Genomic DNA, 12,232 nt, shown 5'->3' with positions numbered 1-12,232 from the left:
ATGCCGAAATACAGCCTTGCGACCGGCGCCGCCATGGTCGCCGCGATTCTGCTTCCCGCCATGGCCTGGTCGCAGGCGCCGGGCGGGATGCCCCCCAAGCAGGTCGGGGTGATGCCCGTCACGCGCCAGGACGTGCCGCGAATCGTCACCATGCCGGGGCGCGCGGTCGCGGCCTCGGACACCGCGATCCGCCCGCGGGTCGGCGGCATCGTCACCGAGATCCTGTATCAGCCCGGCGCCCCGATCGAAGCGGGCACGCCGATGTTCCGCATCGAGGACACGACCTATCAGGCGAACCTGGCCAGCGCCGAGGCGCAGGTCGCCTCGGCCACGGCCCAGGTCACGCAGGCGCAATCGTCCTTTGACCGCACGCGGCAGCTGCTGGGGTCGGGCACCACCCAGGCCCAGGTCGAGCAGGCTCAGGCCACGCTGGACCAGGCCAATGCCACCCTTCAATCGGCCGAAGCCACGCGCACGCTGGCACAGGCCGATCTGGACTGGACGACGGTGACCAGCCCCATTGCAGGCATCGCCAGCGTGGCCGCCGCATCGGTCGGCGATCTGGTGACCGCGGGCCAGGCCGAGGCGATGGCCACGGTCACCCAGCTGGACCCGATCGAGGTCGACATGTACGAACCCTCGTCGCGGTTTCTCAGCGTTCTGGACGACATCACCGATGGCAGCCTGCGCCTGAACGACGAACTGGCCGCGACCCTGACGCTGGAGAACGGGCGCGAATATCAGGCGGTGGGTCAGCTGGTCGCGCCGGGGGTGACGGTGTCCACCTCGACCGGGTCGATCGACACGCGGTTCCGTTTCGACAATCCCGACAACCTGCTGCTGCCGGGCATGTTCCTGCGCGGCAAGGTCGAGCTGGGCGTGACCTCGGCCATCCTGGTGTCGCAATCCTCGGCCACGCGCGACAAGATCGGCACCCTGACGGCCTGGGTCGTCCAGGACGGCAAGGTCAGCCAGCGCCGCCTGACCGAGGATGGCAGCTATGATCAGCAATGGATCATCACCGAGGGGCTGGAGGATGGCGACCTGCTGGTCGTCGACGGCCTGGCGGGCCTGGCCGAGGGCATGGAGGTCGTCACCGTCCCCGTGACCATCGACCAGACCGGCGTGGTGCGCGAATTGGCTCCGGCCGGGGACGCACCCGCAGCGGATGCCGCCAATCAACCCGCGGCGGATGCCGCAGCCGCACCCGCGGCGGAGTAAGCGCATGGCCCGTTTCTTCATTCACCGCCCCGTCTTTGCCTGGGTGATCGCGCTGATCACCATGCTGGTCGGCGCGCTTGGCCTGAACAGTCTGGCCATCGAGCAATATCCCCAGATCGCCCCCACGACCGTCCAGATCCGCGCCGCCTATAACGGCGCCTCGGCCGAGATCGTCGAATCCTCGGTCACCACCGTCATCGAGGATGCCATGACCGGCATCGACGGGCTGACCTACATGACGTCGAACTCGACGCCGGGCTCGGCCTCGATCGCGCTGACCTTTGACGACACGGTCGACCCGGAAATCGCCCAGGTGCAGGTGCAGAACAAGCTGCAGCTGGTCACCTCGCAGCTGCCCGACGTGGTGCAGCAGCAGGGCGTACAGGTCGAACGCTCGTCCAGCTCTATCCTGCTGGTGGCGGCGCTGACGGCGGCGGATGGCAGCTATTCCACCGTCCAGCTGGGCGACCTGATCGCGCAGTTCATCGAGGACCCGGTCAAGCGCACGCCGGGGGTCGGTTCGATCAACACCTTCGGGTCGGGCTATGCGATGCGGATCTGGATGGACCCGATGAGGATGGTGCAATACGGCGTCACCCCCGCCGATGTGACCGCCGCCGTCGCCGCCCAGAACACCAACGTCACCGTCGGCAATCTTGGCGCCCAGCCCGCCGTCGAGGGCCAGCGCCTGACCGTGTCCGTCACCGCCCAGTCGCAGCTGTCCACCGTCGACGAATTCGAGAGCATCCTGTTGCGCGTCGACCCGGACGGATCGACCGTGTTCCTGGGCGACGTCGCCCGGATCGAGATCGGGCAGGAGAGCTATGGCGGCAACTCGCGCTATAACGGCAACCCGGCGGCCGCCGTCGCGGTGAACCTGGCGACCGGCGCGAACGCGGTGTCCACCGCCGCCGCAGTGCGCGAGACCATCGACGGGCTGGCGGGCGCCCTGCCCCCGGGGGTCGAGATCACCTATCCCTATGACACCTCGCCCTTCGTCGAAAAGTCGATCACCCAGGTCTACAAGACCCTGGCCGAGGCCGTCGTGCTGGTCTTTCTGGTCATCCTGGTCTTTCTGCAAAGCTGGCGGGCGACGATCATCCCGGTCGTGGCAATCCCGGTCGTGCTGCTGGGCACCTTTGCGGTGCTGGCGGTGGCGGGCTTTTCCATCAACACGCTGACCATGTTCGCGCTGGTTCTGGCCATCGGCCTGCTGGTCGACGACGCCATCGTCGTGGTCGAGAACGTCGAACGCGTGATGGAGGAGGAGGGCCTGGACCCCGTCGCCGCCACGGAAAAGAGCATGGACGAGATCACCGGCGCGCTGGTCGGCATCGTGCTGGTCCTGTCGGCGGTGTTCCTGCCGATGGCGTTCCAGACGGGCGCCACGGGCGTGATCTATCGCCAGTTCTCGATCACCATCATCACGGCGATGATCCTGTCCCTGGGCGTGGCCGTCATCCTGACGCCTGCCATGTGCGCAAGCCTGCTGAAGGCGCGCAAGCATGGTCAGGGCGGCATCGCGCCCGCCCGCTGGTTCAACCGCAACCTGGACCGGGTCAATGACGGCTACATGAGCGCCGTGACGCGGCTGGTGAAACGCCCGCTGCGGATGCTTCTGGTGCTGGTCGCGATCGGCTTTGGCGTCATGACGCTGTTCGACCGTCTGCCTGGGTCCTTCCTGCCCGACGAGGATCAGGGCGTCGCCCTGGCCATCATCCAGGGCCCCGACGGATCGACCACCCAGCAGACCCAGGCCCTGGTCGAGCGGGTCGAGCAATATCTGCTGACCCAGGAAACCGACACGGTGGAATCGGTCTTTGCCGCCCTGGGCTTCAGCTTTGGCGGCACGGGCCAAAGCAACGCGCTGATCTTCATCAAGCTGCGCGATTACGCCGAACGCGACGGGTTCGACATCGCGTCCCTGGTGAACCGGGCGAACGGCTATTTCTTCACCACCAACCGCCAGGGCCTGATCTTTGCCCTGCAGCCGCCCGCGATCCAGGGCTTGGGCACCTCGTCGGGCTTTACCATGTATCTGGTGGACCAGACCGGACAGGGTCAGGACGCGCTGGCGGCCGCCGCCAACCAGCTGGTGGCCGATGCCCAGGCGGGCGGCCAGGTCACCAACCTGCGCGGCAACGAGACCGCCAACACCCAGACCGCCCTGCGCCTGGACATCGACCAGCAAAAGGCCGCGGCCTTTGGCCTGAACATCGGCGACGTGAACGCCATGCTGTCGGTGATCTTTGCCGGGCGGGACGTGAACGACTTTGCGCTTGGCAACGACCTGCGCCCCGTCATCGTGCAGGGCGAGGCCTATGCCCGCAGCCAGCCCGAGGATGTGGACCGCTGGTATGCCCGCAACAACCAGGGAGAGATGGTGTCCTTCGGCGCCTTTGCCGATCAAAGCTGGCAGCAGGAGCCGCAATCGCTGGCGCGGTTCGGCGGCACGCGGGCGCTAGAGCTTAGCGGCGCGGCGGTACCGGGCCTCTCCTCGGGCGAGGCGATGAGCGTGATAGAACAGATGGTCGCGGATATGGAGGGCGGATATGGCACCGCCTGGACGGGCCTCTCGTTCCAGGAACGGCTGTCGGGCAACCAGGCGCCGCTGCTGTTCGCGCTGTCGGCGCTGGTGGTGTTCCTGTCGCTGGCCGCGCTGTACGAAAGCTGGGCGGTGCCTCTGGCGGTGATGCTGACGGTGCCGGTGGGCATCCTGGGCGCGCTGGTCGCGGCGCTGTATTTCGGTCAGTCGAACGACGTCTATTTCAAGGTCGGCCTGCTGACGACCATCGGGCTGGCCGCCCGGAACGCCATCCTGATCGTCGAATTCGCCGAGGCGCAGGTCAAGGAGGGCAAATCCTTCGTCGAGGCCGCCCTGATCGCCTCGCGCCAGCGCCTGCGCCCGATCCTGATGACGACCTTTGCCTTCATGCTGGGGGTGCTGCCGCTGGCCATCGCCTCCGGTGCGGGTGCGGGGGCGCAGAACTCGATCGGCATCGGGGTTCTGGGCGGCATGGCCTCCTCCGCCGCCATCGGGATCTTCCTGGTGCCGGTCTTTTACGTGGCCGTGCTCAAGATCCGGTCGCTGCTGTCGCGCAAGAAGGAACAACCCTCGTGACCCATCTCCGCATGACCCGCGCGACGCTGTCGCTTGGCGCGCTTTTGATGATCTCGGCCTGTGCCGCGGTGGGGCCCGACCCCACCGACCTGCCCGACACCCGCGTCCAGGGTGCCTTTGCCGAAACCGAGGGCGGCGCCCTGGGCCAGGTCGGCACCAACGCCTTTTGGTCGGGCTATCAGGACCGCACCCTGTCACGGCTGATCGCGGGCGGGCTGGGCACCAGCCTGGACATCATCACCGCCAATGAACGCATCCGCGCGGCCGCCGCCGACCTGCAGGCGACCCAGCCCCTGTCGGCGCAGATCACGGGCGACCCGGCCTCGGCCAGCCGCGTGCGCGCGGGCGGTGACGGCCAGCCCACCGCGACCACCAGCAGCGCGACCCTGTCGGCGGGCTTTGTCTTTGATCTGTTCGGGGGCGCGCGCCGTGCCCGCGAAGGGGCCACAGCCGGCGTCGCATCGGCCGAGGCGCAGGCCCAGGTCACCCGCCTGGCCTGGCTGGCCGAGGTGATCGGCGCCTATGCCGATGCCCGCTTCAACCAGCAGGCCATGGCCCTGACGCGCGAGACGATCCGCGCCCGCGAGGCCACCCTGTCGGTGACCCGCGAAACCCAGGCCCTGGGCTTGGCCACCGATTACGACATCGCCCAGACCGAGGCCCTGCTGCAGATCGCCCGCGCCGACCTGCCCAATTTCGAGGCACAGTTCAACGCCCAGGTCTATCGCCTGTCCACGCTGCTGAACCAGCAGGCCGGGCCGCTGATGGCGCAGATGCAGGGCGGGTCGGGCGCGCTGCGCATCCCGCCCGGTCCGGGCACCGGGGTTCCGGCGGATCTGCTGCGCAACCGCCCCGACATCCGCGCAGCCCAGCAGGATCTGGTGCAGGCGCTGGCCGCGGTGGGGGTCGCCACGGCGGACATGCTGCCGTCGTTGTCGCTCTCGGGCACGGTCAGCGATCAGGGCGGGGCCACGGCCTGGGGGTTCGGCCCGCGCATCAGCCTGCCGGTCGCCAATCAGGGCGTGTTGGGGGCCGCCCGTACCCGCCGCCTGTCCGAGGCGCGCCAGGCCGATCTGGCCTTCCGCAGCCAGGTCGCCGCGGCGGTCGAGGATGTGCAGACCAGCCAGTCGACCCTGCGCCGCCTGCGCCAGCGGGTTGCGGCGCTGGATCAGGCCGCGGCCAGCTATGACCGCGCCTATGCGCTGGCCCGCACCAATTTCGAGGCGGGCGCCCTGCCGCTGGTCGATCTGCTGGACGTGGACCGCCAGCGCGCGGCGGCCCGGCTGCAGGCAGTGTCGGCCAGGAACGACGCGGCCAAGGAATGGGCGCGGCTGCAGATCGCCACGGGGGCCGGTGCCGCCGTGGCGCGGATCGCGAATTAATCCGGCGGCAGCATCCCGGTGCTGCCGCTTTCATCCTTCAGGGCGACGCCTGTAGCGCCGATGTGGCGGGCTTGGGTCACCAGCCAGGCCAGACGCTCGGCCGCGGCGGCGTGGGACAGGCCGCCGCGCAGATGGATGTTCGACACGCAGTTGCGCGCGCTGTCGCGCAGCCCCACGCGGGGGGCATGGGTCAGGTATGCCCCCAGGCTGTCGGCCACCGACAGGCCGGGACGCTCTCCGATCAGCATGATCACCATGCCCGCCCCCGTCGCCGTCCCGATCGCATCGCCCAGGGCCACCCGCGCGCCCTGCGCCAGCACGACGGGCTGGCCCTGCAATTCGGGCAACAGCCCCACCAGCGCCCGCGTGACCCCCGCCGCCTGCGCCATGACCGCGGGCGCCGACAGCCCGTCGCCGATCACAAGCAGCAGCGGCGGCGCGCTGCGCGGCAGATCGCAATCCGCTAGCTGCCGCCCCAGATCAGGCCTGCGCAGATAGGTCGCCCGGTCGGTCGCGCGGCTGGCCACGCGCAGCACCGGCAGCGGCGCCAGATCACCCGCCAGCGCATCCCAGTCGACGGCGGCATGGATCGCGTCGCGCGCGGCGGCGTGATCCTCCTGAAAGGCCAGTAGATCGGCCAGCCGCGTGGCCCCCGCCCCGGCCTGCAGCCGCACCCGCGCAGGCGTCAGCGCGGACAGGCGGCGCAGGTCCGGCGCGCTCATGCGGGCAGACCCAGGCGGCGGGCCAACGCCCCCGCATCGGGCAGGGTGCCACCTGCCAGCCCGAACCCCTCCAGCCAGCGGGCGAATTCGGGCGCGGGGGTCAGGCCGGTGATCTCGCGCAGATAGGCGATGTCCTCGAAGGCCAGGCTTTGATAGCCCAGCATCACGTCATCGGCCCCCGGCACCGCGATGACAAAGCTGACGCCCGCCTGCGCCAGCAGGGTGGACAGCGTGTCCATGTCGTCCTGATCGGCCTCGACATGGTTGGTGTAGCAGACGTCCACCCCCATCGGCAGGCCCAGCAGCTTGCCGCAGAAATGATCCTCCAGCCCCGCGCGGATGATCTGCTTGCCGTCGAACAGGTATTCCGGCCCGATGAAGCCCACGACCGTGTTGACCAGCAGCGGCCCATAGGCGCGGGCCACGCCCTGGGCGCGGGCCTCCATCGTCTGCTGATCGACGCCGTGATGGGCATCCGCCGACAAAGCGGACCCCTGCCCCGTCTCGAAATACATCACGTTCTGGCCGACGGTGCCGCGACCGGCCTCCTGCCCCGCCTGATGCGCCTCGGCCAGCAGGGACAGGCTGATGCCGAAGCCGTCATTGGCGGCCTGGCTGCCCGCGACGGACTGAAAGATCAGATCGACCGGCGCGCCCCGCTCCAGCAGGGTCAGCGCGTTGGTCACATGGGTCAGCACGCAGGTCTGGGTCGGGATCTCCAGCGCCTGGCGCATCTCGTCCAGCGCGACCAGCAGCGCGTGGCAATTGGCCAGGTTGTCCGAGGCCGGGTTGATCCCGATGACCGCATCCCCCGCGCCCTGCAGCAGCCCATCCAGCACCGCCACCGCGATGCCGCGCGGATCATCCGCCGGGTGGTTCGGCTGCAACCGCGAGGCCAGCACTCCCGGCCCGCCGATTGTATTGCGGAACGCGGTCACCACGCGGACCTTGCGCGCGACGCGGATCAGGTCCTGGTTGCGCATCAGCTTGCTGACTGCGGCCACCATCTCAGGGGTCAGGCCGGGGGCCAGCGCGGCCAGGGCGGCGGTGTCGGCGGCGGGCGACAGCAGCCAGTCGCGCAAGCCCCCCACGGTCATCGCCGCGACCGGCGCAAAGGCCGCGCGGTCGTGACCGTCCAGGATCAGGCGCGTGACCTCATCGGTCTCATAGGGGATCAGCGGCTCGTTCAGGAACGCCGTCAGTGGCAGGTCCATCAGCACGCGCCGCGCCGCGACCCGCTCCAGCGCGCTGCCCGCCGCAATGCCAGCCAGCTGATCGCCTGACCGTTCAGGCGAAGCCGCGGCCAGCACGGCGGCCAGCCCGTCAAAGCGAAATGTCTCTTGTCGCGCGGCGGCGGAATAGAGGGGCATCGGCGTCCCTATTGTCAGGGCACCAGAATGCCCCGCATCGCAACGGCGTCAAGACATCCATGACCAAGAGAGATTGGGTGCGGCCAAATATGGCCTCTTTCCTTTGGCGCCAACGACTTGATGGGTCCCAAACCGCAAGTACGCTGGCCGCGAGAACCTGAGCCACTCGCCGATCCTTGGATAGTGGCTGATCCAGGCTACCGCCTGTGGCTGCTGATCAGTTGATGGTGTCGAGGCAGCCCATGGCGGGCGGTGTCTGGCCGCCGGTGATTGTGAAACGTGATCCAGCGCCCGATGCCCACCTTGGCTTGTGATCCGGTCTTTCGAGCGTTCAGCGAGGCGGAGCCAGATATCAGGTCCGCCACAGGCCTTCGATGATCGAGGGCGTGACCGCCATGGTGCCGCGTGAATGCCCCAGGGTTGTCGATGCAGCACCCTTCGCCGTCCATCCAGATCCGGATGCCATCGCGCCTCAGCCGGTCACTCCAAGCAAGGGATATGACCTGACCAGGCTGGCGTCGCCCGACCGCTCGGACGGATGGCGCGGCATTGCGCGATCGTCATGATCCCCGGCACGACCATGAACCGCTCGGGGTTTTCCGCATCTCAGGCAGCGTTCGAGGCGATACCGCTGCTGCCTTCGATCGTCGCAAAACAAGCACTTGCCTTACGCAGGACCTCGTTCACCGGAAAAGCGGTCCACCAGGCTATCGTCTGACCCTCCTCGCTCTGGCGCAGTTCCCGGTTCCCCCGCTCTAGCGCCTTCCTATTCGCGACGATGTCTGCCGGGATACCAATGCGCCGTCCGCTACAGGCCTCGGCCTTCTCGATCCAATCGGTCAGCGCCTCGGGCGCACAGAAGGTCCTAACGGAAATCGACATGACTGTCTGCCACCGCGCTTCATGCTGACCATCGCTGCCAAAGACCAGCCGCACCGCGCTTTCACGAAGCTCGCGGGAGACCCTGTTCGTCGTCTCGCTCATGACCTTCCATCCTGCTCAGACGTTGAAGCATCCGGCAAACCCGCAGCGGTTCAGACTTCGCCTTCCAAGCGTAAAACGCGCCCTCTGGTATCCCGTGCGTGCGGCACAGTTCGCCCCGGCCTCATGCTTCTGCAAGATGCCGATGATTTGCTTTTCGGTTCGCATTGCTCGCTTTATGCCCGTTCCTTCCTTGGGGAGACTTTCGTTGCTGGTGGGGGAAAGATCCCGTGGCAGGTCAGCATCTCACTAATAAAACCTATGCTCAGCCCTTCGGTAACGGGTTCGTTTCAGTCAAGCGATTCCACGCATGCGCTGCTGTTCGCAGAGTGGCGGTTTCAGCTTTGGTCTGATCGTCGCACGGCTGTCGCGGCTACCTTCCTCCGGGATCATGCGGGCGCTGCTTCGGTCCGTGACATGCCGCGCAGGCCGCCATCATGAGGCAGGTCCGGTGTGGCCATCTCATTGGCGTGCCCGATGTGGGTCGGCAACAGTCCTGACCACGGCATCATCGGAACCGCGACCCGCGGAGACCTCGAAGGCCTGCGGTCAGGCAGGCAACGGTGCCGCGCCTAGCCGATCACGGTGCATGCAGACCCTCGATTTCGTAAGGTTGTGCCGTCAGTTGCTATCCAGTGCAGGATCACGCTGATGGGCCGGGCAAGGGCCACCATGGCCCGTTTCGCGCCGCGGCGGCGCGCGTCCTGTACTACCCATGGTTTCAGCCATGTCGAGCGGCCTCCAATCGTCGGGAAAACCGTCCTCATGCATCATGACCGTCGCCTCCCGGCAAAGCACCCGCCGGAGGGTGACGTCCCCCGCTTTGGTGATCCCGCCAAAGATGTCGCGGTCGCCCGACTGGTTGCACGCCAGCGTGAGGCCGACCCTCTTCGACGACGCGAACCGCGAGGGATGCCGGGTCTTCATCAGCATCACGCTCAGGCCCGCCTTGGTCAGCCCGCGGTGCGAGAATTTCGACAGGGGCCGGCTTCGAGGCCGAGGACGGCGTGTCGGAGTCGAGCGGAGCATGACGCCGCGCCTGTATTCTCTGTGCCGGGCGTTCTAGAAAGCCATGATGGCCAGTGCGGGGATGGGGAGAACACGACAAGACAATTCATTGCCCCCTGGAGGTGGCCCCTGCTGGGAGCTATGCCTCACACAGTGTCACACGAGCCGGACGTTCAGCGAATTGGAGTGACGGCAACGGCGTTTGAGGGCATCCATTTACCAATTCAATGCGAACCGATCTGAAGCATCCTGCTCCAGCGCTGCGAGACGGACCGGGGGATCACCCCATACTTTAACCTGATACCTGCCTTATTTTCTTTGAAAAGAAAGGTTGGTGCGGCCGAGAAGACTCGAACTTCCACTCCGGTTAAGGAACAGCGACCTCAACGCTGCGCGTCTACCAATTCCGCCACGGCCGCATCCGGGCAGTGCGCGCCTGATAGCCGAGGCGCGGTGCAAAGAAAAGCGCTTTCTGCGCGGCCAGATCGATGTTGACGGGGCCGGGCGGAACCGCCACATCGCGGGACATGGTTGAATGGATCATCAGCAGCGGCCTGACCGGCCACGATCAGGCCGTGGCCGTCATGGAGGACCGCGTGGCCGCCATCCTGGCCGGCACCGCCCCCGAGGCCGTCTGGCTGGTCGAGCACCCGCCCATCTATACCGCCGGCACCAGCGCGAAGGCGCAGGACCTGCTGCAGCCGCGCTTTCCGGTGCATGCGACGGGACGCGGGGGGCAATACACCTATCATGGGCCGGGCCAGCGCATCGTCTATGTGATGCTGGACCTGAACCGGCGGGGCCGCGACGTGCGCGCCTTTGTCGGACAGCTGGAGGGATGGGTGATCGACGCGCTGGCCAGCTTTGGCGTGTCGGGCCAGATCCGCGAGGGACGCGTGGGCGTCTGGGTGCCGCGCCCCGACAAGCCCCCCCTGCCCGACGGCCAGATGCGCGAGGACAAGATCGCGGCCATCGGCGTCAAGCTGCGCCGTTGGGTCAGCTTTCACGGCATCTCGATCAATGTGGACCCGGATCTGTCGCATTACGACGGCATCGTGCCCTGCGGCATCAGCGGGCACGGGGTGACCTCGCTGGTCGATCTGGGCCTGCCGGTGGGGATGGCCGATCTGGATCTGGCCCTGCGGGACGGGTTCGCGCGCCAGTTCGGCTAAGGCCGATCAAATCTTGCGATGCGACCTTTCGGTGGCTGGCCTTCCGCCTCGATCTGGCCCTACGATGCCAGTCGGGAGACCACGGCCCCACCCACGGGGCGGAGCGAGGAACTACGCATGAGATCAGCCATTGTCGGCGCCCTGCTGGGCGCGACCCTAGCCATTCCGGCCGTTGCACAGGAAACCGGCGACCCCGTCGCGGGCGAAAGCGAATTCCGCAAGTGCCGCGCCTGCCACATGATCCAGGATGCCAGTGGCACCGACATCGTCAAGGGCGGCGCTACCGGTCCGAACCTGTGGAACATCATCGGCACCCCCATCGCCGAGGAGGAGGGCTATCGCTATGGCGACGGCCTGCTGGCCGCCAAGGCGGCCAATCCCGACTTGGTCTGGACCGAGGAGGAGATGATCGCCTATGTCACCGACCCCACGGTCTGGGTGCGCGAGAAGTCGGGCGATGATTCGGCCCGCAGCAAGATGACGTTCAAGCTGAACCGCAACCAGGCGGACCTGGCGGCCTATCTGACGACCGTCTCGCCGGACGCCCCGGCCGAGTGATCGCGCCTGCGGCGATGCGCCGCATGACGGGGCGTTCGCCCGCAAGGCCACAGTGACGCATTGCCCGATTCATGCAGGTGGTCTAAAGAACGCGTGATAATGACGGTCGACAGGCCGGATCGACGACATCTTGAGGGAGTTCGGGTATGGCAGACGCAGCCGCACACGGCCACGACGACCATCATGACACGCGCGGGTTCTTCACCCGCTGGTTCATGTCCACCAATCACAAAGACATTGGTATTCTTTACCTTTTCACCTCCGGCATCGCCGGTTTCATCGCGGTGGCCTTCACGGTCTACATGCGGATGGAACTGCACGAGCCGGGCGTGCAGTACATGTGCATGGAGGGCGCGCGATTCTTCGCCGACGCCACCCGTGAGTGCAGCCCGAACGGCCACCTGTGGAACGTCCTGATCACGTATCATGGCGTGCTGATGATGTTCTTCGTGGTGATTCCCGCGCTGTTCGGCGGCTTCGGCAACTACTTCATGCCGCTGCAGATCGGCGCGCCGGACATGAGCTTCCCGCGCATGAACAACCTCAGCTATTGGCTGTATGTCACCGGTCTGCTGCTGGGCATCGCCTCGCTGCTGTCGCCGGGCGGCACCCAGCAGCTGGGTTCGGGCGTGGGCTGGGTGCTGTATCCGCCGCTGTCCACCAACGAGGGCGGCTACTCGATGGACCTCGCGATCTT

9 protein-coding genes, 1 tRNA gene and 1 pseudogene are annotated in these 12,232 nt (G+C 67.3%); 6 read left to right on the top strand and 5 right to left on the bottom strand.

What is annotated here, in order from left to right; genetic code table 11:
• Genes ABS73_RS04080 through ABS73_RS04070 form a run of 3 tightly spaced genes read left to right on the top strand, consistent with a single transcriptional unit; the run spans window position 1 to window position 5,724 of the window.
• Window positions 1-1,221 carry an efflux RND transporter periplasmic adaptor subunit gene (locus ABS73_RS04080; RefSeq protein WP_277018832.1) on the top strand — a complete coding sequence of 407 codons (1,221 nt, stop codon included), beginning with the start codon at window positions 1-3 and terminating at the stop codon, window positions 1,219-1,221.
• Window positions 1,222-1,225: 4 nt separating this feature from the next.
• Window positions 1,226-4,342, top strand: coding sequence for an efflux RND transporter permease subunit (locus ABS73_RS04075; RefSeq protein ID WP_277018835.1), 3,117 nt, complete (start codon window positions 1,226-1,228; stop codon window positions 4,340-4,342).
• On the top strand, window positions 4,339-5,724 hold the full coding sequence (locus tag ABS73_RS04070; RefSeq protein WP_286693408.1) for an efflux transporter outer membrane subunit: 1,386 nt from the start codon (window positions 4,339-4,341) through the stop codon (window positions 5,722-5,724). Before ABS73_RS04075 ends, ABS73_RS04070 begins: the two co-directional genes overlap by 4 nt.
• On the opposite strand, the gene eutC is transcribed toward ABS73_RS04070, so the two are convergent.
• The 5 genes and pseudogenes from eutC to ABS73_RS04040 form a co-directional block, all read right to left on the bottom strand.
• Entirely contained in the window at window positions 5,721-6,446 is a 726-nt protein-coding gene (eutC, locus tag ABS73_RS04065) for an ethanolamine ammonia-lyase subunit EutC (protein WP_277020754.1), read from the bottom strand. The two genes, ABS73_RS04070 and eutC, sit on opposite strands and share 4 nt — an antisense overlap.
• Window positions 6,443-7,816, bottom strand: coding sequence for an ethanolamine ammonia-lyase subunit EutB (locus tag ABS73_RS04060; protein ID WP_277020757.1), 1,374 nt, complete (start codon window positions 7,814-7,816; stop codon window positions 6,443-6,445). Before ABS73_RS04060 ends, eutC begins: the two co-directional genes overlap by 4 nt.
• Window positions 7,817-8,422: 606 nt before the next feature.
• Complete coding sequence (locus ABS73_RS04055; protein ID WP_277020760.1) at window positions 8,423-8,800, bottom strand: hypothetical protein; 378 nt, start codon at window positions 8,798-8,800, stop codon at window positions 8,423-8,425.
• 569 nt (window positions 8,801-9,369) lie between these two features.
• Window positions 9,370-9,709 (bottom strand): annotated as a pseudogene (locus ABS73_RS04045) (transposase); the annotation flags it as partial.
• Window positions 9,710-10,137: 428 nt separating this feature from the next.
• Window positions 10,138-10,224: transfer RNA gene (locus ABS73_RS04040), tRNA-Leu, on the bottom strand.
• A gap of 108 nt (window positions 10,225-10,332) precedes the next feature.
• On the opposite strand from ABS73_RS04040, the gene lipB reads away from it, so the two are divergent.
• The 3 genes from lipB to ABS73_RS04025 form a co-directional block, all read left to right on the top strand.
• Window positions 10,333-10,977, top strand: a complete 645-nt coding sequence (lipB, locus tag ABS73_RS04035) for a lipoyl(octanoyl) transferase LipB (protein WP_277020764.1) — start codon at window positions 10,333-10,335, stop codon at window positions 10,975-10,977.
• A 117-nt stretch (window positions 10,978-11,094) separates the two neighbouring features.
• Window positions 11,095-11,535 (top strand): c-type cytochrome, encoded by a 441-nt coding sequence (locus ABS73_RS04030; protein WP_277020766.1) that lies wholly within the window; start codon window positions 11,095-11,097, stop codon window positions 11,533-11,535.
• A gap of 146 nt (window positions 11,536-11,681) precedes the next feature.
• A partial coding sequence (locus ABS73_RS04025; RefSeq protein ID WP_286693407.1) for a cbb3-type cytochrome c oxidase subunit I occupies window positions 11,682-12,232 on the top strand: 551 nt, incomplete at its 3' end.

This window comes from Paracoccus sp. SCN 68-21 (assembly GCF_001724535.1).
Lineage (GTDB): Bacteria > Pseudomonadota > Alphaproteobacteria > Rhodobacterales > Rhodobacteraceae > Paracoccus > Paracoccus hibiscisoli.
Note: the sequence above shows the minus strand (reverse complement) of the source record. Positions and strands in the feature narration are given on the sequence as shown.